The sequence below is a fragment of the Zeimonas sediminis genome, from assembly GCF_023721795.1.
Taxonomy (GTDB): Bacteria; Pseudomonadota; Gammaproteobacteria; order Burkholderiales; family Burkholderiaceae_E; genus Zeimonas; species Zeimonas sediminis.
Genome location: NZ_JAMQYE010000001.1, coordinates 799,403 through 823,744, shown reverse-complemented (window position 1 = coordinate 823,744; position 24,342 = coordinate 799,403). Strand labels below are relative to the sequence as shown.

20 protein-coding genes are annotated in these 24,342 nt (G+C 72.2%); 7 read left to right on the top strand and 13 right to left on the bottom strand.

From position 1 onward, the window contains the following. Position 1: 1 nt before the first annotated feature. The 9 genes from M6I34_RS03835 to fabI all read right to left on the bottom strand — a co-directional run bounded on the left by M6I34_RS03835 (position 2) and on the right by fabI (position 10,397). Complete coding sequence (locus M6I34_RS03835; RefSeq protein WP_272484387.1) at positions 2-2,629, bottom strand: ABC transporter permease; 2,628 nt, start codon at positions 2,627-2,629, stop codon at positions 2-4. Then, entirely contained in the window at positions 2,626-3,327 is a 702-nt protein-coding gene (locus tag M6I34_RS03830) for an ABC transporter ATP-binding protein (protein ID WP_272484386.1), read from the bottom strand. The genes M6I34_RS03835 and M6I34_RS03830 overlap by 4 nt, the downstream gene beginning before the upstream one ends. Beyond that, positions 3,324-5,057, bottom strand: coding sequence for a phosphonate ABC transporter, permease protein PhnE (gene phnE, locus M6I34_RS03825; protein WP_272484385.1), 1,734 nt, complete (start codon positions 5,055-5,057; stop codon positions 3,324-3,326). The genes M6I34_RS03830 and phnE overlap by 4 nt, the downstream gene beginning before the upstream one ends. A 36-nt stretch (positions 5,058-5,093) precedes the next feature. Then, positions 5,094-6,017, bottom strand: coding sequence for a phosphonate ABC transporter ATP-binding protein (locus M6I34_RS03820; RefSeq protein ID WP_418953439.1), 924 nt, complete (start codon positions 6,015-6,017; stop codon positions 5,094-5,096). Continuing rightward, a complete protein-coding gene (locus tag M6I34_RS03815) occupies positions 6,014-6,877 on the bottom strand; it encodes a putative selenate ABC transporter substrate-binding protein (protein ID WP_272484384.1) in 864 nt (287 codons plus the stop codon). Before M6I34_RS03815 ends, M6I34_RS03820 begins: the two co-directional genes overlap by 4 nt. A gap of 44 nt (positions 6,878-6,921) precedes the next feature. Next, the gene (locus tag M6I34_RS03810; RefSeq protein ID WP_272484383.1) at positions 6,922-7,509 is read right to left on the bottom strand and encodes an energy transducer TonB; all 588 of its coding nucleotides are present in this window, start codon (positions 7,507-7,509) and stop codon (positions 6,922-6,924) included. A gap of 76 nt (positions 7,510-7,585) precedes the next feature. Next, positions 7,586-8,647: a selenide, water dikinase SelD gene (gene selD / locus M6I34_RS03805; protein WP_272484382.1), complete on the bottom strand. Its 1,062-nt coding sequence runs from the start codon at positions 8,645-8,647 to the stop codon at positions 7,586-7,588. Continuing rightward, on the bottom strand, positions 8,644-9,609 hold the full coding sequence (gene senB, locus M6I34_RS03800; RefSeq protein ID WP_272486595.1) for a selenoneine biosynthesis selenosugar synthase SenB: 966 nt from the start codon (positions 9,607-9,609) through the stop codon (positions 8,644-8,646). The genes selD and senB overlap by 4 nt, the downstream gene beginning before the upstream one ends. Next, positions 9,606-10,397 carry an enoyl-ACP reductase FabI gene (fabI, locus tag M6I34_RS03795; protein ID WP_272484381.1) on the bottom strand — a complete coding sequence of 264 codons (792 nt, stop codon included), beginning with the start codon at positions 10,395-10,397 and terminating at the stop codon, positions 9,606-9,608. The genes senB and fabI overlap by 4 nt, the downstream gene beginning before the upstream one ends. Positions 10,398-10,424: 27 nt before the next feature. Between fabI and M6I34_RS03790 the strand changes: the two genes are divergently transcribed. The 4 genes from M6I34_RS03790 to M6I34_RS03775 are packed head-to-tail and all read left to right on the top strand — an operon-like array spanning position 10,425 to position 16,057. Beyond that, a complete protein-coding gene (locus tag M6I34_RS03790; protein WP_272484380.1) occupies positions 10,425-12,362 on the top strand; it encodes an extracellular solute-binding protein in 1,938 nt (645 codons plus the stop codon). Further along, on the top strand, positions 12,359-13,405 hold the full coding sequence (locus tag M6I34_RS03785) for a microcin C ABC transporter permease YejB (RefSeq protein ID WP_272484379.1): 1,047 nt from the start codon (positions 12,359-12,361) through the stop codon (positions 13,403-13,405). Before M6I34_RS03790 ends, M6I34_RS03785 begins: the two co-directional genes overlap by 4 nt. Continuing rightward, the gene (locus M6I34_RS03780) at positions 13,366-14,427 is read left to right on the top strand and encodes an ABC transporter permease (RefSeq protein WP_418953532.1); all 1,062 of its coding nucleotides are present in this window, start codon (positions 13,366-13,368) and stop codon (positions 14,425-14,427) included. Before M6I34_RS03785 ends, M6I34_RS03780 begins: the two co-directional genes overlap by 40 nt. Before the next feature lie 7 nt (positions 14,428-14,434). Beyond that, complete coding sequence (locus tag M6I34_RS03775) at positions 14,435-16,057, top strand: ABC transporter ATP-binding protein (protein ID WP_272484377.1); 1,623 nt, start codon at positions 14,435-14,437, stop codon at positions 16,055-16,057. Between the two features lie 18 nt (positions 16,058-16,075). Here M6I34_RS03775 and M6I34_RS03770 read toward each other — a convergent pair whose 3' ends face one another. Continuing rightward, a complete protein-coding gene (locus M6I34_RS03770) occupies positions 16,076-17,848 on the bottom strand; it encodes a transglycosylase SLT domain-containing protein (RefSeq protein WP_272484376.1) in 1,773 nt (590 codons plus the stop codon). 104 nt (positions 17,849-17,952) lie between these two features. Then, a complete protein-coding gene (gene gloB / locus M6I34_RS03765; protein ID WP_272484375.1) occupies positions 17,953-18,786 on the bottom strand; it encodes a hydroxyacylglutathione hydrolase in 834 nt (277 codons plus the stop codon). A gap of 3 nt (positions 18,787-18,789) precedes the next feature. Here gloB and M6I34_RS03760 point away from each other — a divergent pair, with 3 nt between their 5' ends. Beyond that, positions 18,790-19,632: a methyltransferase domain-containing protein gene (locus M6I34_RS03760; protein ID WP_272484374.1), complete on the top strand. Its 843-nt coding sequence runs from the start codon at positions 18,790-18,792 to the stop codon at positions 19,630-19,632. Here the strand turns inward: M6I34_RS03760 and M6I34_RS03755 are convergent. Further along, complete coding sequence (locus M6I34_RS03755) at positions 19,614-20,831, bottom strand: SAM-dependent methyltransferase (protein WP_272484373.1); 1,218 nt, start codon at positions 20,829-20,831, stop codon at positions 19,614-19,616. The genes M6I34_RS03760 and M6I34_RS03755 overlap by 19 nt on opposite strands. A 48-nt stretch (positions 20,832-20,879) precedes the next feature. Here M6I34_RS03755 and rnhA point away from each other — a divergent pair, with 48 nt between their 5' ends. Further along, positions 20,880-21,317 (top strand): ribonuclease HI, encoded by a 438-nt coding sequence (gene rnhA / locus M6I34_RS03750; protein ID WP_272484372.1) that lies wholly within the window; start codon positions 20,880-20,882, stop codon positions 21,315-21,317. 329 nt (positions 21,318-21,646) lie between these two features. Here rnhA and M6I34_RS03745 read toward each other — a convergent pair whose 3' ends face one another. Beyond that, positions 21,647-22,864, bottom strand: a complete 1,218-nt coding sequence (locus M6I34_RS03745; RefSeq protein ID WP_272484371.1) for a pyridoxal phosphate-dependent aminotransferase — start codon at positions 22,862-22,864, stop codon at positions 21,647-21,649. 191 nt (positions 22,865-23,055) lie between these two features. Here M6I34_RS03745 and M6I34_RS03740 point away from each other — a divergent pair, with 191 nt between their 5' ends. Continuing rightward, positions 23,056-24,339 carry an efflux RND transporter periplasmic adaptor subunit gene (locus M6I34_RS03740; RefSeq protein WP_272484370.1) on the top strand — a complete coding sequence of 428 codons (1,284 nt, stop codon included), beginning with the start codon at positions 23,056-23,058 and terminating at the stop codon, positions 24,337-24,339. The last annotated feature ends 3 nt before the right edge of the window (positions 24,340-24,342 follow it).

The window sequence follows — 24,342 nt, the reverse complement described above, 5'->3', positions numbered from 1 at the left end:
CTCACCAGTCCTCCCTGACGGCGCGCACCGGCGAGGCACTGCTCGCCTGGCGCGCGGCGAGCGCTGCAACGACGACCGCCAGCGCGATCATCCCGAAGGCGCCGCCCGCCAGCGTCGCCGCCGGCCAATCGATGTCCATGGTCCAGTGGAAGGATTGCGGGTTGACCCAGTGCACCAGCACCAGCGCGATCGCGGCGCCCAGCGCGATGCCCCAGCATACGGCAGCCGCCACCAGCACGGCCGCCTCGATCGCGAACTGCCCGACGATCGCGGCGGGCTGCACGCCCAGGTGGCGCATCATCCCGAACTCCCGGCGGCGGGCGATCGCCTCGGCCGACCAGGCCGACGCGACCCCGAACAGCGCGACCAGGATCGCCACTGCCTCGAGCGCCCAGGTCGCGGCGAAGCTGCGGTCGAAGATCGTCAGCGACAGCGCGCGCAGCGTGGCGGCGCTGCGCAGCTCGAAGGTCGCGGCGCCGGCCAGCGCGTCGCGGATCTCCCCGGCCACGGCTTCCTCGTCCGCATCCGGCGCCAGCCACACCGCGAGGTCGGTGACCCGCGCCTCGCCGGCGAGCCGGCGCCAGGCGTCGAGGTCGACGACGATCGCGCCGTGCTGGCGGGCATAGTCGCGCCACACGCCGGCGACGAAAAAGGGCGCCGGCTCGGCCGGCGCCGGCGGCGCCAAGCCGTTGTCCGGGACCGGCGGCGCGGCCCCTTTGTCCGGGACCGGCAGCGCCACCCGGTCGCCCGGACGCCAGCCGTACAGGTCCACGACGGCCTCGCTGACCCAGACGGGGGTCGCGCCGGCAGGCGGGGTCCGCAACGCACCGGTGACCGGCAGTCGCTGCTGCGGCGCCGACGCATCGATCGGCCGGGCGAGCAGCGCGACCGGCGGGCGCTGCGGATCGAGGATCAGCCGCGTCGCGTGCAGGAACTCCACCCGCGCCGCCCCCGTTATCGCGGCGATCCTCGCCTGGGCGGCGGCATCGATGCCGTCGAGCGGGCCGGCGTTCTCGATGCGCCCGTAGAGGTCCGCCGGCAGGACATTGCCGAGCCACTGATCGACTGACGTCCGGAAGCTGGTGACCATGATCGCCATCGCGCTGGCCAGCGCCACCGCGGCCACGATGCCGCCCAGCGCGGCGCTGGCGCTGCCCGGCGCGGCGGCGACGCGCTGGGCGGCCAGCCAGGCGATCGCGCCTGCCCGCGCGGTGCCGTCGCCGCGCAGGTGCCGACCCGCGGCCGCCAGCGCTCGCGGCAGGATCGCGATGCCGGCCACCAGCCACAGCGCGATCGTCAGGTAGGCTGCGATCGGCAGCCCGTTCAGCGGCGGCGCCGCGAGCAGCAGCGCGCCGGCGCCGAACAGGAGCAGCGGCAGCGCGGCAGGAATCCGGGCGGCGGGCAACTCGTCGGCGCTGCCCTCGCGCAGCATCCGCGCCGCGGGCTGGCGGGCGATCCGCCGCGCCGAGGCCAGGCTGCCGACCACGGCAGTGGCCAGGCCCGCCAGTCCGAAGCCGGCCATCGCCGACGGATCGATCGAAAGGGCCGGCGTGCTGCCGGCGAAGTAGCCGCCACCCAGGTCGCCGCCCACGGCGGCCAGCAGCAGGCGCGCCCCGGCCACGCCGGCCAGCACGCCGAGCAGCGCGCCCGCCAGCCCGGGGATCAGGCCGAGCCCGAGGACCTGTCGGACCAGGAATCCGCGCCCGGCGCCCAGCACGCCGAGCAGGGCGAGGCGCGAGCGTTCGCGGGCCACCGCCAGCGCCATCGCCGAGTGGACGATGAAACCGCCGGTGAACAGCGCGACCAGCGCGAGCACGGTCAGGTTGACCCGGTATGCGCGCGACAGGTTGGACATCCGCTGGCGGGACGCGTCGGGCGTGGTGACGATCAGGTCGGCAGGCAGGCCGAGCGCATCGGGCGCGGCCAGCGCCGCCGGCGACGTTCCCGGCGCGAGCCTCAGGTCGATCCGGCTCAGTCGCCCCAGCCATCCCAGCCGCCACTGCATCGTGCCGATGTCCATGACCGCGAGCGCCACGTCGGCCGGCGCGCGCGCAACGGTGCCGGCGATCCTCAGCCGCACCGGGCCGCCGGCCGTCAGCAGAGTCAGCGGATCGCCGACACGCCGGCCGGCGAGCTCGAGCGCCCGCTGCGACAGGAAGATCGCGTCGTCGGCGAAGAGCTCGGTGCCGGCGCCGGCGTCGGCGCCTTCGGCCGAAGGCAGCAGCGTCGGGGTGACGCGCGCCGCGCGCAGCGGGTCGATGCCGATCACGCGAAGCCTGGGCCCCTCGGCGGCGCCGGATCCGGGCTGCCCGGCCTTCGCCTCGCCAGGCGCCGCGATCGCGAAGCTCGCCTCTATCACCGGGCTCGCCGCCGCGATCTCGGGCGCGGCAGCGATGCGCGGCCAGAGCCGCTCGTCGAAGCTGCCGGCCCGCGACTCCACGCGCGCCTGGGCCTCGCCGTTGACCGTGGCGAGCGCGGCGTCGAACTCGTCGAGCGCGGAGCGGTTGACCAGGTGGATCGCCAGGGCGAGCGCGACGCCGATCGCGATCGCGGCGGCTGCCGCGGCCAGGCGACCCGGCTGCGCGCGCAACTGGGCCTGCCACAGCCAGCCCTGCAGCGCGGCGCTCACGCTTCGTGCAGGCCGCCGGCGTCGAGGCGCCAGCGGCGGTCGGCGATGGCGGCGGCCTGCTCCGAGTGGGTGACCATCAGCAGTGTCGCCCCGCTTGCGCGGACCCGGTCGGAGATCAGCCGGAGCACGACCGCCGCGGTCGCCGGATCGAGATTGCCGGTGGGCTCGTCGGCCAGCACCAGCGCCGGACGGTGCACCAGCGCGCGGGCGAGGGCCACTCGCTGCTGCTCGCCGCCGGACAGCTGCCGGGGCATCGCCGCGGCGCGGTCCGACAGGCCGACCTGGTCGAGGAGCTCGCGCGCCGCGGCGAGTGCCTGCCCGGGCTCGGCGCCGGACAGCAGCAGCGGCACCGCCACGTTGCGCTCGGCGCTCAGGTAGGGCAGCAGGTGGAAGGCCTGGAAGACGAAGCCGATGCGGCGGCCGCGCAGTTCGGCGGCGGCGCGGGCCGACATCGCGCAGACGTCGTCGTCGCCGATCAGGATGCGTCCGGCGTCGACCGGCTCGAGGCCGGCGATCAGGTTGAGCAGCGTCGACTTGCCGGTGCCCGACTCGCCGAGCAGGGCGACCGACTCGCCCGGGGCGATCCGCATCGAGACCGCGTCGAGCAGCTTGCGTCCCTCGAAGGACTTCGTGACGCCGTCGATCAGCAGGCCGCAGGCCTGCTGGCGCCCGAGCGGCGCCGCGCCGGCGCCGCTCACCGGCCCATCCTGCTGCGCAGCGCGTAGCTCAGCGCGTCGACGGCCGCGACGATCGCCAGCATCGCGATCACCACGGTGGCGGCCTCCTGCATCTGGAACAGGCTCAGGTGGAAGTGCAGCATCTGCCCCAGGCCGCCCGCGCCCACGACGCCGAGCACCGCGGCCGCGCGGATGTTGTTCTCCCAGCGGTAGAGGGTGTAGGAGGTCATCTGCGGGAGCGCCTGCGGCAGCGTCGCGTAGAGGAACACCGCCAGCGGCGAGGCGCCGTTGTCGCGCAAGGCCCGCGCGGGCGCCGGCGGAAGGTTCTCGAGCGTGTCCGCGAACAGCCGCCCGATCACGCCGGTGGTGTGGGCGGCCAGCGCCAGCGTGCCGGGGAAGGGGCCCAGACCCGCCGCGATCACCCAGAGCGCGGCCCAGACCAGTTCCGGGATCGAGCGCAGCATGTTCAGGAGCAGCCGGGTGCCCGCGCGCAGCAGGCCAGCCGGATGACGACCGGCCGGCAGGCTGGCGGCCAGCGCCAGCGCCAGCCCGAGCGCTGCCGCGATCAGGGTGCCGATCGCCGACATCGCGAGCGTCTCGAGCGCGCCTTGCCAGATCCGGGCCATGAACGCGCCTGAAGTCTCGGGCGGGAAGAAGGCGCCGACGAACTCGGCCATCGCGCCGAGCGCATCGGGGGCGAGGAAGTCGCGCCAGCGCAGGTCGAGGGTGACGAAGGAGGCGATCGCGAGCACGGCGATCGCCGCCGGCCACGCGAGCGAGCCGGGCCCGCGCGGCATCGCGTCCGGGCGGCCGGACGGCCCTGCGGCCAGCCCTGCGCGCCGCTCCTCGCCAGGGGCCGGGCCCGGAACCACGGCGCCAGCCGTCGAGCGGGCGCGCCGGGCCGGTCCGTCGAGCTGCGAGCGCAGCGCCCGGCTGACCAGGTCGGCCAGCGCGACGAGCAGCACGAAAACGACCAGCATCGTGAAGACCTCGCCGCCGGCCAGCATCTTCATCGACATTTCCATCTGCTGGCCGAGGCCGCCGCCGCCGACGAAACCCATGATCACCGAGGAGCGGACCGCGCATTCCCAGCGGAACACCGTGTACGAGACAAGCTCCGGAGACGACTGCGGCAGCGCGCCGTACAGGAAGGCCTGCAGCCTGCTGCCGCCGTTCCGGAGTATCGCGTCGGTCGGCGCAGCGTCCGCCGACTCTAGCACCTCGGAGTACACCTTGCCGAGCATGCCGCAGTAGGTCAGCGCGATCGCGAGCACGCCGGCCGTCGGGCCGAGCCCGACCACGCGCACGAAGAGCAGCGCCCACACCAGCTCGGGCACGCTGCGCAGGAAGATCAGCAGCCAGCGAACCGCCTGGCGGACCACCGCGGGCAGCCGGCCCATCGGGCGGCCGATGCCCGATTGCGACAGCCGCGCGGTGCCGATCAGCGTCAGCGGAACCGCCGCCACCAGCGCCAGCGCGAGGCCGCCGGTCGCGGTGGCGACGGTGATCCAGGCCGCCTCGGCGACCAGCAGCAGGAAGTCCGGCGCGACGGCCGGCGGCAGGAAGCTGCGCAGGAAGCCGGAAGCCGCCTCGAGAGCCTGCGGGTCGAGCAACTGCCAGGGGCGGAACTCGCTGGCCACCAGCAGCGGCCAGGTCAGCGCTGCAGCCAGCACCAGCAGCGTGAGGCGGCCGCGCCACGCCGGGTCGCGCAGTTCGGCGCGAACGGGGCTGCGGGGAGCGGCGTCTTGCATCGGTTGGGGCGACGTGGCGGCGGCCTCGCCGGGGGCTCAGAAGCAGCGGGTCGGTTTCGGGAGATCGGGCGCGTCGCCGGGCAGGGCTTCGGCCTGCCCCGGCGACGCGCCGGCGTCACGGTTCAGGTACAGGCGCGCGATGTCCTCGCTGCCGATCTTCGAGGGCGGACGGTCGAACACGACGGTGCCGTCGCGCAGCCCGATCACGCGCGGAAAGCGCGCGAGGGCCAGGTCGACCTGGTGCAGGCTGCAGACGAGCGTCGCGCCGCGGCCTGCGGCGGTCTCGATCAGCACGTCGAGCGTGCGGATCGCCAGCGTCGGGTCGAGCGCCGACAGGGGCTCGTCGATCAGGAAGGCCTGCGCGCCGGACACCAGCGCGCGGGCGAGGCTCACCCGCTGCCGCTCGCCGCCCGACAGCCTGTCGACCCGCGACCAGAGCCTGTCCTCGAGGGAGAAGCGCGCGAGCGCCCGCGCGGCGAGCTCGGGCTCGGCGGCCCGCCACAGCGAGGCCAGCGCGCGCCGAAGCGACCACTGTGGCAGCCGGCCGGCCAGCACCGCGGTCACCACCCGCTGCCGCGGCGGCAGCGGCGGGGCCTGCGGCGCGCTGAACAACCGGGCGCGCAGCGCGCGGAGCGCGGGCCCGGACAGGGTCCATGGGTCGGCGCCGTCGACGAGGACGTGGCCCGCGGTGGGCCGCACCGCCGCGCCGAGCACGCCGAGCATCGTGGTCTTGCCGGCGCCGCTCGGGCCGATCAGCGCGACCTGCTCGCCGGGCTCGATCGCGACGCTGGCGTCGCACAGCGCGCAGCGCGGCCCGCCGTGGTGCACCGAAGCGCGTTCGAGCCGCAGCGCGAGGCCGCCGCCCGGCGCCACCGCGAAGCCGGCGGCGTGCGAACCGTGGCCGGCCGCCGCCGAGCCGGCGGCGCGAGCCGCGTCCAGGGCGGCCGGCGTCCGCGTCACTTCAGCAGGCCGGCGCTGCGCGCCGCTTCTTCGATCGATGCGTAGTTCGCCGCCTTGGTCGGCACGAAGCGGCTGGCGCGCTGCAGGTCGAGGATCTGCTTGTCGGCGGGCACGGCCGGGTCGAGCGACAGGAAGGCGTCGAGCAGCTTCGCTCGCAGCGCAGGGTCGATGTCCTTGCGAACCGTCCAGTTGTAGTCGTAGTAGGGCGGGGTGGTGTAGAACACGCGGACCTTCTCCGGATCGACCCGCTTCTCGGCGACCATCTTCTCCCAGACCGAGATGTTCAGCGCGCCGGCCGCGACCCGGCCGCCGGCGACCGCCAGCGCGGTCGCGTCGTGGGCGCCGGAAAACGACACCCGAAGGTCGCGGTCGGGGTCGATCTTCGCGGCCAGCAGGAAGGAGCGCGGCATCAGGTGGCCGGAGGTCGAAGACGGCGAGCCGAAAGCGACCGACTTGCCCTTAAGGTCCTCGAGCTTCGAGACGCCGGAGTCGGCCGGCGTGATGAAGACCGAACGGAACTTCTCGTCTTCGGCGCGCTGCACCAGGGGCTCGACGCCGTCCTTCGAGCGGATCCGGGCCTGCACGAAGGTGAAGCCGCCGAACCAGACCATGTCGACCTTCTTGTTCACCAGCGCCTCGACCGAGGCGGCGTAGTCGGTGACCGGCACGAACTCGACCTTCATGCCGAGCTTGCGTTCCAGGTGCTCGCCGAGCGGCTTGAACTTGCGCTGCAGCTCGGTCGGGGACTCGTCGGGGATCGCCGACACGCGGAACACGTCGGCGGCCAGCGCCGGAGCCGCCGGCAGGCCGGCGAGCAGCAGGGTCAGGGTCAGGGCGAACAGCTTGCGACGGGGGGGCATCGTGTGGTCTTCCTCTTTTCGGGTTTGTTGGGGGCCGGGCGGTGTCAACCCGACATCTGCTCGAGTTCCTTCGCGGTATCGATCGCGGACTCGAGCGTCCAGCGCTGCACGCGGTTGAACACCCAGGTCTCCTCGATGATCACGCGCTTGGGCGCGCCGCCATCGGCCATGACCGGCACCGGAAAAGGGGCGGCGCGGCGCACCGATTCGATCGCCTTGCCGGTCAGCGCGCTGCCCTGGCCGGACGTGCCGGTCACCTTGACCTCGAGCAGACGTCCACCGGAGGAGATGTCGATCGACAGCGTGACGTTGCCGATCCGCTGGCCGGTGTTGTGCGGATTGCTGACCTGCGACTGGTCGGCCTTCACCAGGATCTGGTGCAGCACCGTGGCCACGTAGCGCGGCGAGGCCACGCCGACCGGCTCGCCGATGCCCGGCACGCCGCCCAGGCCGGGCACGCCCTTCGACATGCGCTCGCGGGCCGCTTCGAGCAGCTTGTCGAAAAGGCCCTGTGCATGGGCGGGGCCGACGGCCCACGGCGCCGCGACGCCGGCCAGCAGCAGCAGGCCGGACTTCGTGGCTCGACGCCGCGAGGCGGCGAGAAGGACCGTTCCAGGCTTGCGTTCCGACATCGCTTTTCTCCGGTGGGTCGGTGATCGCGCGGTCGCGAGGCGGGCGATCGCGCGGGCGCGGGGCGTGCCCTGCCGTTCAGGCTTCGACGTCGACCACCGGCTCGCCGGCGACCAGCTCGCCGACGACCGCGGCCTGATCGAAGCCGTCGCGCCGGAAGATGCCGAGCACCTGGTCGACCGCGTCGGGCGCGCAGGCGACCAGCAGGCCGCCCGAGGTCTGCGGATCGGTGAGCAGCACCCTGTCGACCTCGCCCAGCGAGGCTGCCATGGCCACCGACTGGCCGTAGGCTGCCCAGTTGCGTCCCGAGGCGCCGGTGAACAGGCCTTCGCCGGCGAACCCGCGCACGCCCTGGATCAGCGGCACCGCGCCCATCGACAGCCTGGCGGCCAGTCGCGCGCCGCGGCAGAGCTCGAGCGTGTGGCCGAGCAGCCCGAAGCCGGTGATGTCGGTCAGCGCGTGGACGCCGTCGAGCTCGGACAGCGCCTGGCCCGGCGTGTTCAGCCGGGTCGTGTTGGCGATCATCGCCGCGTAGCCTTCGTCGCTCAGCTTGTCCTGCTTCAGGGCGGCCGACAGCACGCCGACACCCAGCGGCTTGCCGAGCACCAGCTTGTCGCCGGGGCGCGCGCCGGCATTGCGCTTGATCCGGTCCGGGTGGACCAGGCCCATCACGACCAGTCCGTAGATCGGCTCGACCGAGTCGATCGTGTGGCCGCCGGCGATCGGGATCCCGGCGGCGGCGCAGACCGACTCGCCGCCCTCGAGGATGCGGCGGATCGTGTCGGCCGGCAGCCGGTCGATCGGCATCGCCACGATGGCCAGCGCCATGATCGGCTTGCCGCCCATCGCGTAGACGTCGGAGATCGCGTTGGTGGCGGCGATCCGGCCGAAGTCATACGGGTCGTCGACGATCGGCATGAAGAAGTCGGTCGTGGCGACCAGTGCCTGCTCGTCGTTGAGCTTCCACACGGCGGCGTCGTCGGCCGTCTCGATGCCGACCAGCAATTGCGGCGGCACCGGCAGCTTGCCGGTGTTCTTCAGGATGTCGGACAGCACGCCGGGCGCGATCTTGCAGCCGCAGCCGCCGCCGTGCGAGAAGGAGGTGAGCCGCATCGGCCCCGGAGACGTGGGAGCGTTCATCGTCGGGCTTCCTGGGTCGTGGACAGGAGATTATGCGCCAGCGCGCGAACGGCATCCCGTTCGCGGGCCGGCTCGAAGAGCGGGGCGCGGGCCGCGCATTGCCGTCGAATGTGGACGAGGAAGTCCGGCGACTCCTTACAGCGCCGGATCAGGCCGGCCAGCGCGGCGGCGTCGCCGACCGGGAAGAAACCCTGGTAGTCGTCCCCCAGCAGGCCCACCGAGCCGCCGATCCGCGAGGCCAGCACCGGCACGCCGCTCGTGATCGCCTCGATCGCCACGTTCGCGCCGCCTTCCATCAGCGAGGGAAGCAGCAGCGCGCGCGAGCGGCGGATCAGCTGCCGGGCGGCCGCGTGAGGCAGGGGGCCGCGCAGCTCGATCCGGGCGTCGGCTCGCGCGGCGGCCCGGAAGGCGTCGCCGAGCGCGTCGCCCGGCACGGCGCCGGCGTGCACCAGCCTGAGCCCCGGGTCGGGCAGCGCGGCCATCGCGCGGACCGCGGTCATCGGGTCCTTCTCCTCGCGCAGGTGCCCGACCAGCGCCAGGTCGAAGGTGCGCGCGCGCGGCCGGCCCGGCGCGAGCGCGCGGGCCGACTGGTAGATGGTCAGCGCCTTGTGTCGCAGGCGCGCGGGGAGCTCGTCCATGCCTCGGGGCTGCAGCACGACCAGCAGGCTGGCCAGCTCGAGCGAGCGCTGCGCCGACGGGTCGGTGCGGGTGTCCCGGTACAGGTCGGTGCCGGTCAGCACGACCGCGACCGGCCGGCCGGTCGCGGCGAATCCGGCGATCGAGTCGGCCGAGCGGCGCGCGTGCAGCGCGATCATCGCGTCGGCCGGCTCGCCCTGCCAGTGGCGGACGGTGAGGACCCTGCACTGGCTCCCGAGGAAACGCGACCAGCGGAACGCGGTCTGCCAGTTCCCGTTGTTGGCGTCGGCGAGCGCAGGCGTGACGAGAACGAGCCGTGGCTTCAGGCGATGTCCTTCATGCCCCCGGCCAGCGTGCTGAAGCCGCCGTCGACGTAGGTGATCTCGCCGGTGACGCCTGCGGCGAGGTCGGACAGCATGAAGGCGGCCACGTTGCCGACGTCCTCGATCGTCACGTTTCGGCGAAGCGGCGCGTTCTTCTCGACGTAGTCGAGGATGCCCGAAAAGCCCTTGATGCCGCTCGCGGCGAGCGTGCGGATCGGCCCGGCCGAGATGCCGTTGACCCGGATGCCGCGCGGGCCGAGATTGTCGGCCAGGTAGCGCACCGACGCCTCGAGGCTGGCCTTGGCCAGCCCCATCGTGTTGTAGTGCGGCACGACGCGCACCGCGCCCAGGTAGGTGAGCGTGACCATCGCGCCCCGCCGGCCCTGCATCATCGGCTCGGCCGCCTTGGCCAGCGCCACGAAGCTGTAAGAGGACACGTCGTGGGCGATCCGGAACGCCTCGCGGCTGACGCCGTCGAGCAGGTCGCCGGCGATCGCCTCGCGCGGGGCGTAGGCGATCGCGTGGACCATCCCGTCGAGGCCGTCCCAGTGCTCGCGCAACGCGGCGAACAGGCCGTCGATCTGGGCGTCCTCGGACACGTCGCAGGGAAAGACCAGCGACGAGCCGAACTCGGCAGCCATGTCGGTGACGCGATCCTTGAAACGGTCGTTCTGGTAGGTGAATGCAAGGTCGGCGCCCTGCTCGCGACAGGCCTTCGCGATGCCGTAGGCGATCGAACGGTTGGAAAGCAGTCCGGTGATCAGGATGCGCTTGCCGGCAAGGAATCCCATTCGGGGTCTCCGCTAGAATCTTCGACGATGACAATTGTCGCACGCGATAACCAGGCGGATGCGCCGGCCCACGGCCGGCCGGTACGTCGTCCGCCGGCGATCGCGGCGGCGGGCCGCAAGCTGTTCGCTGCCGCCTGGATGGCGGTCGCCTCGATCGCGACGGCCGGGTTGGCCGCGCCGCCAGCGCATGCGGCTCATGCGCTCGCCTGGGGCGACACGCCCAAGTATCCGCAGGGCTTCGACGCGTTCGACTACGTCAACCCCGACGCTCCGAAGGGCGGCACGCTGAACCTCGCCGGTTTCGGCTCCTTCGACAAGCTCAACCCGTTCACGCTGCGAGGGCTCGCAGCGGCCGGACTCGGGCTGCTGATGTTCGAGACGCTGGCCGAGGGCAGCGACGACGAGCCGTTCACGATGTACGGGCTGCTCGCCGAGGACATGGCCTTCGCGCCGGACGGCCTGTCGATCACCTTCCGGCTGAATCCGGCCGCCCGCTTCTGGAACGGCGATCCGGTCACCGCCGACGACGTCAGGCATTCGTTCGAGACCCTCACCGGCAAGCGCGCGCACCCGCGCTTCCGGCAATACTTCTCCGACGTCTCGCGGGTCGTCGTCGTCGACCCGAGCACCGTCCGTTTCGAGTTCCGCCGCCGCAACCACGAGCTGCACATGATCATCGGCATGCAGCTGCCGATCTTCTCGCGCAAGTGGGGGAGCGGGAAGAACTTCGACGAGGTGGTCCAGGAAGAGCCGCTGACCAGCGGCCCCTACCGGATCGAGCGCACCGACTGGGGCAAGACGATCTCCTACCGGCGCAACCCCGACTGGTGGGCCCGCGAGCTCAACGTGCGCCGCGGCATGTTCAACTTCGACCGCGTGGTCTACAAGTACTTCGGCGACGAGACCGCGCGGCTCGAGGGCTTCAAGGCCGGCGAGTTCGACTGGGTGGCCGAGAACTCGGCCAAGAACTGGGCGCGCGGCCACACCGGCCGGCGCTACGACAGCGGCGAGATCCTCAAGCGGCAGTTCCGGCACTCGAATCCGGCGGGCCTGCAGGGCTTCCTGTTCAACACGCGGCGCCCGCCCTTCGACGACGCGCGGGTCAGGCAGGCGCTCGGGCTGGCGATGGACTTCGAGTGGATGAACCGCCAGGTCTTCCACGGCCAGTACGTCCGCAGCCCGAGCTACTTCACGAACAGCGACATGGCCGCGACGGGCCTGCCCGGTCCGGACGAGCTCGCCCTGCTCGAGGACCTTCGAGCGCGGCTGCGCGCGAAGGGGGATCCGGCCGGCCTCGCGCCGGCCGTCTTCGGCGCCGTGCCGGTGCCGCCGACGACCGACCCGCCGGGCAGCCTGCGCGACAACCTGCGCCGGGCGCTGGTCCTGCTTCGCGAGGCGGGCTGGCGGGTCGACGACGAGGGCGTGCTGCGCGACGCCTCGGGCAGGAAGATGAGCTTCGAGATCCTCAGCTACTCGAAGGCGCTCGAGCGGGTGGCCGTGCCCTGGGCCCGCAACCTCGAGAAGCTCGGCGTCGAGGCGAGGCTGCGGGTCACCGACCCCGCGCTCTACCAGAAGCGGACCGACGATTTCGACTTCGACGTGATCGTGCACGTCTACGGCGCCAGCCCGACTCCCGGCAACGAGCTGATCGAGCGCTTCACCAGCGCTGCCGCCGGCGAGAAGGGATCGGACAACCTGGCGGGCGTGCGCGACCCGGCCGTCGACCTGGTGATCGAGCGGCTGCTGCGCAGCGACACCCGCGCCGAACTGGTCACCCACGCCAAGGTACTCGACCGCCTGCTGCGCCACGGCCACTACATGGTCCCGCAGTTCCACGCCTCCGCGCATCGGGTCGCTTTCCGCAGGCACCTCGCGCACCCGGAGACGCTGCCGCTCTACTACGCGGCGGAGCCCTGGCTGCTGAAGACCTGGTGGTCGCGCGACGCGCAAGGGGAAGCCCGATGACCGGCTACATCCTCAGGCGCCTGCTGCTGATGGTCCCGACGCTGATCGGGATCCTGCTGGTCTCCTTCGTGATCATCCAGTTCGTGCCGGGCGGCCCGGTCGAGCAGCTGGTCCAGCAGCTGCGCGGCGGCGGCCTGGCCGGCGAGGTCGCGACCACCGGCAACGTGTACCGGGGCGCGCAGGGCATCGAGGCCGAGCGGATCGAGGAGATTCGCCAGCTCTACGGCTTCGACAAGCCGGCGCACGAGCGCTTCTGGGAGATGCTCAAGCGCTACGCGGTGCTCGACCTGGGCACCAGCTACTCGCACCACAAGGGGGTCTGGCAGCTGATCGTCGAGAAGCTGCCGGTCTCGATGAGCCTCGGGATCTGGAGCTTCCTGATCGTCTACGCGGTGTCGATCCCGCTGGGCATCGCCAAGGCGGTGCGCAACGGCAGCCGCTTCGACCTGTGGACATCGGTCGCGATCCTCGTGGGCTACGCGATCCCGGGCTTCGTGCTCGGCGTGGCCCTGCTCGTGCTGTTCGGCGGCGGCAGCTTCCTGCAGTTGTTCCCGCTGCGCGGGCTCACCTCCGACGACTTCGACCAGCTGTCGCTGGCAGGCAAGGTGCTCGACTACTTCTGGCACCTGGCGCTGCCGCTGACCTGCCTGGTGGTCGGCAGCTTCGCGGTCACCACGATGCTGACCAAGAACACCTTCCTCGAGGAGATCCGCAAGCAGTACGTGCTGACCGCTCGGGCCAAGGGCCTGTCCGAGCGCAAGGTGTTCTACAAGCACGTGTTCCGCAACGCGCTGATCCCGCTGGTCACCGCGCTGCCGGCGGCCTTCGTCGGCGCCTTCTTCACCGGCTCGCTGCTGATCGAGACCCTGTTCTCGCTCGACGGCCTGGGCCTGCTCTCGTACGAGGCGGTGATCAAGCGCGACTACCCGGTCGTGCTCGGCTCGCTCTACGTGTTCTCGCTGATCGGCCTGCTCACCAAGCTGGTGACCGACGTCGCCTACACCTGGGTCGATCCGCGCGTGAAGTTCGAGGCGAACCGTTGAGGGCGTCGCTGTCGCCCGGCCGCCGCGCCTGGCTGCGCTTTCGGGCCAACCGGCGCGGCTGGGTCAGCCTGTGGATCTTCGCGATCGTGTTCGGCGCGAGCCTGTTCGCCGAGGTCCTGTCCAACGACCGGCCGATCGTCGCGAGCTACCAGGGGCAACTCTACTGGCCGCTGTGGAACCACTATCCGGAGACCACCTTCGGCGGCGACTTCCGCACCGGGACCGACTATCACGACCCCTTCATCCGAGAGCAGCTGTCCAGGGACGGCAACTGGGCGATCTGGCCCCCGAACCGCTACAGCCACGACACGATCAACTACTTCGCGGCGAGCCCGAACCCGGCGCCGCCGTCGGCCGAGAACTGGCTCGGCACCGACGATCGCGGCCGCGACGTGCTCGCGCGCCTGCTCTACGGCTTCCGCCTGTCGGTGCTGTTCGGCTTGGCGCTGACCGCGATCGGGGTCCTGCTGGGCGTGCTGGCGGGCGCGGTGCAGGGCTATTTCGGCGGCAGGCTCGACCTGGCCTTCCAGCGCTTCATCGAGGTGTGGAGCTCGATTCCCGAGCTCTACCTGCTGCTGATCCTGGCCGCGATGTTCGAGCCGAGCGTGTGGATCCTGCTCGGGATCCTGTCGCTGTTCGGCTGGATGGGCCTGTCGGACTACGTGCGCGCCGAGTTCCTGCGCAACCGGCAGCTCGAGTACGTGACCGCCGCGCGGGCGCTCGGCCTTCCCGACTCGAAGATCATCTTCCGGCACGTGCTGCCGAATTCGCTGACTCCGGTCATCGCCTTCCTGCCGTTCCGGATGAGCGCCGCGATCGTCGCGCTGACCAGTCTCGACTTCCTCGGCCTGGGCGTGCCGCCGTCCACGCCCAGCCTGGGCGAGCTGCTCGCGCAGGGCAAGGCGAACCTCGACGCCTGGTGGATCTCGCTGGGAACCTTCGGCGTGCTGGTCGGCATGCTGCTGCTGCTGATCTTCGTCGGCGAGGCCTTGCGCGACGCACTGGATACCCGCCGTGGCTGAGCGACCGATGCGACCTGACCGAGCAAGCCCCGGGCGCGCCGGCGACCCGGCCCCGCTGCTGGAGATCGCGAGCCTGTCGGTCGACTTCCGCACCGCCAGCGGCAGCGCGCGGGTGGTCGATCGGGTGTCGCTGTCGATCGGGCGCGGGGAGAAGTTCGCGCTGGTCGGCGAGTCGGGTTCGGGCAAGACGGTGACCGCGCTGTCGGTGCTGCGCCTGAACGCGGACGCCCGCTACGGCGGCAGCATCCTGTTCGAGGGCCGCGACCTGCTGGCTCTGCCCGAGCGCGAGATGCGCGGCGTCCGCGGCCGCGACATCGCGATGGTCTTCCAGGAGCCGATGACGGCGTTCAACCCGCTGTACACGGTCGGCGACCAGATCTGCGAGGTGCTCGAGCTGCACGAGGGCCTGAGCCGGGCGCAGGCGGCCCGCCGCGCAGTCGAGCTGCTCGAGCTCACGCGGATTCCCGAGCCGCAGCACCGCTTCTCGAGCCTGCCGCACCAGCTGTCGGGCGGCCAGCGGCAGCGCGCGATGATCGCGATGGCGCTGGCCTGCGGCCCGAAGCTGTTGCTGGCCGACGAGCCGACGACCGCGCTCGACGTGACGATCCAGCGCCAGATCGTTTCGCTGCTCGAGGAGCTGCAGCGCGAGCTGGGCATGTCGGTCCTGCTGATCACGCACGACCTGCCGCTGGTGCGCGCCTTCGCCGACCGGGTCGCGGTGATGAAGGACGGCCGCGTCGTGGAAGAGGGCGACACGGCGGCCTTGTTCGGCGCGCCGCGCGAGGCCTACACGCGGCTGTTGATCGACAGCCGCCCGACGCGCGAGGTCGGCCCGCCGCCGGCTGGCGCGCCGACGCTGGTCGAGGCCGAGGGCCTGCGCTGCCGCTTCGTGTCGCGCCGCGGCTGGTTCGGTCGCCACGTCTTCGAGGCGGTGCGCGGGGTCGATCTTCGCGTGGCCCGCGGCGAGACGCTGGCGATCGTCGGCGAGTCGGGCTCGGGCAAGACCACGCTGGGCCTGTCGCTGCTGAAGCTCGCGGCCGGCGAGACCGAGGGCGCCATCCGGCTGGACGGCCAGCGCATCGATTCGCTGCCGCGCGCCGCTTTCCGCCCGCTGCGCCGGCGCATGCAGCTCGTCTTCCAGGATCCCTACAACTCGCTGTCGCCGAGGATGACGATCGGGCAGATCGTCGGCGAGGGCCTGGCGCTGCACCAGCCGGGGCTCGACGCGCGCGCGCGGCGCGAACGCGTGGTGGCGATGCTGGCCGAGGTCGGTCTGGACGAAAGCGTGCTGGACCGCTATCCGCACGAGTTCTCCGGCGGCCAGCGCCAGCGGATCGCGATCGCGCGGGCCGTCGTGCTGCAGCCCGACCTGCTCGTGCTCGACGAGCCGACGTCGGCGCTGGACGTCTCGGTGCAGCGCCAGGTGCTCAGGCTGCTGGCCGGCCTGCAGGAGCGCCACGGGCTCGCCTACCTGTTCATCACGCACGACCTGGCCGTCGTGCGGGCAATGGCCCACCGGGTGATCGTGATGAAGGACGGCGAAGTGGTCGAGGCCGGCGAGGTCGAGGCGGTGTTCGGCGCCCCGCAGGCCGACTACACCCGGCAGTTGCTCGCCGCCTCGCTGGACTGACGGCGGTTCGGCCGCGGCTCAGGTCCGCTTGCCCGAAGCCGGCCTGGCCACCGGCGTCTTCGACGAACTGCCGACGTTGCGCACCGCGGCATCGCGCGCCGCGCCCGGGCTGGGGGCGGCGCGTTGCGTGGACTTGCGCGCGGCGGCCGGCTTGCCGGCAGGCAGCTTCGTCGCCGCGACGGGTTCGGCCGCCGGCGTCGGGCTGCCGGCCGCTCGCGCCGGCGCCTGCTCGCGCACCACCGCCCGGATGATCCTCGGCTGCTCGCCCTGCGCGAGCACGCGGCGATCGCCGCTCTCGGTCGTCAGCAGCGTCTGCGAGCTGGCGGGCCTGACCAGCAGGCGGGCCCCGCGCGGCGCGCTCGCCGACTTCAGGCCGTTCAACTGCTTGAGCGAGGCCACCGAGGTGCCGTAGCGGCGGGCGATCGACGACAGCGTTTCCCGAGGCCGCACCACGTGATGGACGGCCGGCCGCTCGACCAGCTCGTAGACGCGCGGCCCGTCGAAGTTCTCGACCCGGGTCTCGTCCGCGACCTGACGGTGCGGGCTCAGGATGCGGGTGCCCGGCAGCAGCCGGGAGCCGGGCCGCAGGTCGTTGGCCTCGCGCAGCTCGGCCACGCTGATGCCGGCGCGCATTGCGAGCGACTCCAGGGTTTCGCCGGCCTGCAGCGTGTAGGGCTGCCAGGTGGCGAAGACGCGGTTGCTGCGGCCGTGGTTCTCGACCGCGTCCAGGAAGGCGTCGACCCGGTCGGCGGGCAGCTTGATCTCGTTGTTCCGGCTGGCCGAGATGACCGGCCGGTTGTGCGCCGGATTCAGGGCCACGAACTCCTCGACCGACATGCCGGCGAAGCGCGCGGCCAGCTTCAGGTCGATCGGCCGGGTCTTCTCGATCGTGACGAAGTAGGGCCTGTTCGGCAGCTCGGGCAGCTTGACGCCCAGGGCGTCGGCTCGCTGGACGATGCGCTTGAGCGCGAGCAGCTTCGGCACGTAGTGGCGGGTCTCGGCCGGCATCCGCAGCGACAGGTAGTCGCCCGGCAGGCCGCGTGCCTTGTTGCGCTTGACCGCCCGGCCCACCGCGCCTTCGCCCCAGTTGTACGAGGCGAGCGCCAGGAACCAGTCGTTGCCGTGCATCTCGTAGATCTTCTGCAGGTAGTCGAGCGCTGCCTCGGTCGACTTGACCACGTCGCGCCGGTTGTCGACCCACCAGTTCTGGTCCAGATTGAACGCCTTGCCGGTCGAAGGAATGAACTGCCAGAGGCCGGCGGCGTTGGCGTGCGAAAGCGCCACCGGGTTCATCGCGCTTTCGACGAAGGGAAGCAGCGCCAGCTCGGTCGGCATGCCGCGCTTCTCGATCTCCTCGACGATGTGGAACAGGTAGCGCCCGCCGCGATCGAACATCCGCTGCAGGTAGTCCGGTCGCTGCAGGTAGAAGCGCTCCTTCTCGGCGACCAGCGAGGTGTCGAGATCGGGCATCGCGAAGCCGGCGCGGATCCTGTCCCAAAGGCTGCCGGGCAGGCTTTCGTCGCGGCCGGTCCACTTCGGAAGGCTCGGCTCGGCCTCGACGCGGGCGGAGGCCTGTGCGGCCGTGGCATCCGGGCGCTCGTCGACGGCCTGGTCTTCGACCGCGACCGAGGACTGGACCGGGGCCGCGGCCGCGACGGAGTCCGCCTCGAGCGAGGCCTGCGGCGCGATCGTCGAGCAGCCTGCAGCCAACAGCAGCGAAATTGCACCGATCAGCAGGCGAGTGGGGGAGGCGAGGACGGCGGTGCTGGCCGACTCAAGAAAACGCTGCAAGGGGATCCCCTAAGTGCATGATCGGCAATGCAAAATATTGCGCGATGTTAAGTAAGTCACCGATCGGGGTCAAGACACGACCGACCGGCGGGCGCTCCGGCCCGTCAGCGGTAGACGTTCTTCCAGTCGCGCAGCGCGGCGAAGGCCTCGAGCCGCGAGGCGGGTTCCCGGCCCAGCCGCGCTGCCGCCGCCCGCTGCAACGCGGGCTCGCCGCATCGCAGGAACGGATTGGTGTCGCGTTCGATCCCGATCGACGACGGCACGGTGCGCAGGCCCAGCTCGCGCATCCGCGTCGCCTCGGCGAGCCGCTCCGCGACCGCCGCCGAATCCGGCTCGGCAGCCGCAGCGAAGCGCAGGTTCGACACGGTGTACTCGTGCGCGCAGAACACGAGCGTGTCGCCGTCGAGCGCCGCCAGCCGGTCGAGCGACGCGAGCATCTGCGCGGGCGTGCCCTCGAAGATCCGGCCGCAGCCGGCGGCGAACAGCGTGTCGCCGCAGAACAGCAGCGGCCGCGGGTCGTCGCCGAGCCGCTGGCAGCGGTAGGCGATGTGGCCGCTCGTGTGCCCAGGCACGTCGAGCACCTCGAAGCGGACGCCCAGCGCCGGAAGCTCGAAGTCGTCGCCCCCCATGACCGGGCGGTCGACCGCCGGGATGTCCTCGCCGGCCGGGCCGTAGACCGGACAGCTCCATTGCTCGACCAGCGCCTCCACCCCGCCGACGTGGTCGGCATGGTGATGAGTCAGTAGAATCGCCACGAGGCGCAGGCCGTGCTCGGCGAGCGCCCGCTCGATCGGCGCGGCGTCGCCCGGATCGACTGCCACCGCGGCGTCGCCGTCGGGCGCGCGCAGCAGCCAGAGATAGTTGTCCGAGAAGGCGTCGACCGGAACGACCAGCGGGTGGGGCGCCGCGGCGTGGCGCCAAGTGTCTGGAGTCTGCATGTGATGAAGATGGACGATTTGCCGCCGATTATAGGCGGCGGGTCGGGTCCGCCCGGTCCGGAGCCGCGCGATCATCGCGCCGAGTGGCGCGAGTGGCTCGCGTCGCCGGCCGGCCGCTACGCGCTCGCCTGGCAGCAGGGGCAGTTCGACGCGATGGTGGCCGACGTCTTCGGTTACCACGCGCTCCAGTGCGGCCTGCCCGAGCTGGACACGCTGCGCGAGAACAGGATCCAGCATCGCTTCCGGGCCCTGCAGCCGGACGATGCACCGGACCCGGCCGATCTCTGGCTCGACCACTACGAGGCGCTGCCCTTCGCATCGCAGTCGCTCGACCTGGTCGTGCTGCCCCACGTGCTGGAGTTCGCCGAGGACCCGCACCAGGTGCTCAGGGAGGTCGACCGGGTGCTTCGGCCCGAAGGCAGGCTGGTGGTGTCGGGATTCAATCCGGTCAGCCTGTGGGGCGCCCGTCACCTGGCGGGCCGGGCGGTCGGCCGCCCCTGGCTGCCGGGAAACGGCCAGCCGATCGGACTTCCCCGGCTTCGCGACTGGCTCAAGCTGCTCGGCTTCGAGCAGGAGCGGGGCCGCTTCGGCTGCTACCGGCCCGCGTGCCGTACCGAGCGCTGGCTGGAGCGGACCCGTTTCCTCGAATCGGCCGGCGACCGGTGGTGGCCGATCTGCGGGGCGGTGTACATGGTCTGCGCGGTCAAGCGGGTGCGGGCGATGCGCCTGGTCGGCCCGGCGGTGGCCCGCAAGCGGCTCGTCAGGCCGGCCGTGGCGGCGGTGTCTCCGCGGCGCGTGCCGCGCCACGACGGCATCCGTCGCGACGATCAGTCGCGGTACATGTAGCCGCGCGACATCGGGAGCGGGCTCTCGGCGCCGCCCGGGCCGCGCAGCGGGCGGATCGTCTGCAGCTGGTAGATGTTCATCCAGTTGTTGGCGAAGCCGTGGGCGCAGCCGGCGAGGTAGACCCGCCAGATCCGGGCGCGGCGCTCTCCGGCGAGCTCGGTCAGCTTCGCCAGGTTCTTCTCGAATCCGTCGGACCAGAACCACAGCGTGCGCGCGTAGTGCCGGCGCAGCGACTCGGCGTCGGTGAGCTCTAGCCCGGCCGCCGACATCTCGCGGATCGCCAGCGAGACGTGCGGCAGTTCCCCGTCGGGGAACACGTAGCGGTCGATGAAGTCGCCGGCGCCCAGGCCGACCGAGCGGCTGTCGGGATCGACCGAGGTGATGCCGTGGTTCAGCGCGATGCCGCCAGGCTTGAGCAGCCGGTGGACCACGTCGAAATAGGCGCGCAGGTTCTTCAGGCCGACGTGCTCGAACATCCCGATCGACGAGATCCTGTCGAACTGGGCCTCGCCGGGCACGTCGCGGTAATCCTGCAGGCGGATCTCGATCCGGTCTTCGAGGCCGGCCTGCCGCACCCGCTCGCGCGCCAGCTCGTACTGGTTGGTCGACAGCGTGACGCCGACGACCCGGGCGCCGTGGTGCCGCGCCGCGTGGAGCGCCAGCGCGCCCCAGCCGCAACCGATGTCGAGCAGGGTCTGGCCCGGCGCGATCATCAGCTTGCGGCAGACGTGCTCGAGCTTGAGCGTCTGCGCGGTGGCGAGGTCCTCGTCGCCGTTCGGGAAATAGGCGCAGGAGTAGACCATCTGCGAGTCGAGCCACAGCGAGTAGAACTCGTTCGACACGTCGTAGTGGTACTCGATCGCCTTGCGATCGGACTTGCGGGTGTGGCGGGCCAGCCAGGAGGGGAGCTTGCCCAGGCCGTGCTCGGTGTCGCCCACCTGGGCGAGGCCGTCTGCGATCGAGATCACGTCGCGGATGTCGCCGTCGACATCCACCAGGCCCTCGACGAAGGCCTCGCCGAGCTTGTCCAGCGTGGGGTTCAGGAAGTACCTGGCGGCGCTCGCCTGCCGCAGCCGCAGCTCGACCCGCGGTTCGTCGGACAGGGCGGTCGAGGATCCGTCCCAGAGCGTCACCTTGAGCGGCATCGGCTTCTTGTGCCGCAGGTCCTCCACGAAGCGCATCACCTGTCTTTCGAGCATCTGCCTTTCCCGTGATCGAGGTGGGCGATCGCCACTACAATCCGCCCGATGAACGAAACGATAGAGATTTACACCGACGGGGCCTGCAAGGGCAACCCCGGCCCCGGCGGCTGGGGCGCGTTGTTGCGATGGGGCGGCCACGAGCGCGAGCTGTTCGGCGGCGAGTCGTCGACCACGAACAACCGGATGGAGCTGCAGGCGGTCATCGAAGCGCTGCGGGCGCTCAAGCGACCGATGCGGGTGGTGGTGCACACCGACTCGCAGTACGTGCAGAAGGGGATCACCGAGTGGCTGCGCAACTGGAAGTCGCGCGGCTGGAAGACTGCCGACCGCAAGCCGGTCAAGAACGTCGACCTGTGGCAGCAGCTCGACGAGCTGGTCGGCAGCCACGACGTTCACTGGAAGTGGGTGCGCGGCCACGCCGGGCACCCGGAAAACGAGCGCGCGGACGCGCTGGCCAATCGCGGCGTGCCGAAGGCGCGCTGAAGGCGGCTCTGGGGCGCGCGTGCCCCGTTAGTTGAGTGCGCCCGGGCCGGCGGGCAGCCCAGCCGCATCCGGGCAAGTGCCGCGGCCCCGCTTCGCGGGGCTTCCCTCGCCCACCTCGGAATTTCGCACCCGCCTCGCAGGGGGCTTCGCCCCGTGGCGAGCGGGTCCCGCGAAATTCCTTTCGGCGGCGCTCGGCTCGCACGATGCCCGGATGCGGCTGGGCTGCCCACCGGCCCTGGATGTGTCGGCGTGCGGTGACGTGCACGGCCAGGGCGTCGCGACTGCGCAGTGCCGATGCAGCTGGCGCCTCGCCGAAGGGTTTTCGCGCGTCAGCTGCGGCGAAGGTACGCGTCGAGCCGGCCGACCGCTTCCTCCAGCGCCGGAATCGGCCGGGCGAAGCACCACCGGAGGAAGCCCTCGCCCTCGGGGCCGAAGGCCGCGCCCGGGGCGAGCCCGATTCGCGCCTCGCGCACCAGGGCCTTGGCCAGCGTCAGGCTGTCTAGCTCGCCGTCGACGCGCAGGAAGGCGTACATGGCGCCGTCCGGAATTCCGGCGGTGACCCGGTCGATTCGAGCGAGGCCCGAGAGCAGCGCGTCGCGGCGCCGGCCGAGCTCGGAAACGAACTCGCGAACGAAGGGTTCGCCATCGCGCAGCGCCGCCACGGCGGCCTGTTGCACGAAGCCCGGGGCGCACGAGGTGTTGAACTCGATCAGCTTGGCCAGGTCGCCGGTCAGCGAAGGGGGCACCACGAGCCAGCCGAGCCGCCAGCCGGTCATCTGCCAGGCCTTCGAGAAGGTGTTGGCCACGATCAGCCGGTCGTCCGGGGCGGCGAGGTCCAGCATCGACGGCGCCTGGAAGCTGCCGTCGAAGACCAGGCGCTCGTAGGCCTCGTCGGACACGATCCAGATGCCGTGGCGGCGGCAGTGCTCGAGCAGCGCCCGCATCGCGTCGCGCGGCATCGTCCAACCGGTCGGGTTGTTCGGCGAATTGACGATGACGGCCCGCGCATCGGTGCCGATCGCGTCGATGAGCCGGTCGAGGTCCAGCACCCAGCGGTGGTCGGCAGTCAGCGCCAGCGGCACCCGCGTGACCTCGGCGCCGAGGATGCGCGGGATCTCGGTCACGTTCGGCCACAGCGGCACGACGGCCACGACCCGGTCGCCCGGCGAAAGGATCGTCTGCGCGGCAAGCATCAGCGCGTTCACGCCGCTGCTGGTGACGACGACCCGTTCGCGATCGACCGGCAGGTGGGCGCGCCCCAGGTAGTGCGACAGCGCGTCGCGCAGCGGCCCGATGCCGAGATTGTGGTGATAGAAGGTGTCGCCGGCGTCCAGCGCCGCCTTGGCGGCCTCGCGGATGAAGGCCGGCGTTACCGCGTCGGGCTCCCCGAACCAGAAGGGAATCACGTCCGGCAGTCCCAGCCCGGCGTTGGCGACCTCGCGGATCCGCGAGCCCTCGAGCGATTCGATCGCGGGGCGGGGTCGGGGCGGCTCGCCGTGGGTCGCGGCGGGCGCGAGGGAGCGATGCGGGAACGAAGCGGTCGACATGCTTGCAGGGCGGCGGCGGGCAGGCGGCCCGCGCAGGGCGGGCTGCCGAAGGGGGGAACGTCCAGACGCGGATAGTATCGCGCCGCACCGAGGCATCGGGCCTGCAACGCGGCCGCCGTGCTAGATTTGCCAGCTACCCGACGTCGCTCCGGATTCTCCGCGGGCCGCCGATCTTCCGGCAATTCCGACCGATGAACAGAACCGTCTACTGGGCACTGGCCGCAGCCGGGCTCGCCGGCCTCGCGTGGGGCGGCTGGAGCCTGCAGCGTGGCGCTCCAGGCCCTGCTTTCGAGGCGGTCGCGGCCGCCGGTACGGCGCAGCCGGCAAGCGCGCAGGCCGGCGCTGCCCCCGCCGCCAGCGCGGCCCCGTCCTCGGGCCAAGCCACGTCCTCGGCCCCGGCGCGTCCACCGGCAGACCCGCCGCCCGGCGGCGCGGCGCGCCCTGCTGCGGGCGCGGGCGCTGGCGGCAGGCCGGGCGGCGGGCCGGTGGCCGTCGAGGCCGCCGAGGCGGTCACGGTCGCGCTGTCCCGGAACGTGTCGGCGGTCGGCACCCTGCGCGCGGCCGAATCGGTCGTCATCAAGCCCGAGATCGCCGGCCGGATCGCCAGCATCGGCTTCGAGGGCGGCGCCCGGGTCCGCAAGGGCGAGCTGCTGATCGCGCTCGACGCCGCGATCGCGGCGGCCGAGGCCGAGCAGACGCGGGCCGAGCTCGGCCTTGCCCAGGCCAACTACCAGCGGACCGTGGATCTCGCCCAGAAGCAGTTCGTCAGCGAGCGCGCCCGCGACGAGGCGGCCGCCACATTGCGCGTGCTCGAGGCTCGCCTCAAGCTCGCGCAGGCGCGGCTTTCCAAGACCGAGATCCGTGCGCCCTTCGGCGGGGTGCTGGGGCTGCGCAACGTCAGCGTCGGCGACTACGTCAAGGAAGGCGCCGAGCTGGTGGTGCTCGAGGACGTCTCGTCGATGCAGGTCGACCTGCGGCTGCCCGAGCGCTTCGTCGGCGAGCTGCGCCGCGGCCAGCGGGTGCGCGTCGAGTTCGACGCGTGGCCGGGCCGGGCCTTCGAGGCGGTGCTCGAGGCGATCGACGTGCAGGTCGACGCCAACGGCAGGTCGGTCGTCGCGCGCGGCCGGCTGCCGAACGCCGACGGCGCGCTGCGCACCGGCATGTTCGCGAAGGCCTCGCTCACGCTGTCCGAGAATCCGCGCGCGGTCATGGTGCCGGAAGAGGCGGTCGTACCCTCCGGCGCCGAGCTGTTCGTCTACCGGGTCGAGAACGGCAAGGCCCTGCGCACCCGGGTCGAGATCGGCCAGCGGCGGGAAGGGCGGGTCGAGATCGTTTCCGGGCTGGCGGCCGGCGCGCGGGTGGTCACGGCCGGACAGCTGAAGCTGCAGCGCGACGGCCTGCCGGTGCGGGTCGTGGGAAGCGGGGGCGGCGGTGCGACGGACGGCGCCGGCCGGCCGGGCGCCGCGGGGAACTGAGCC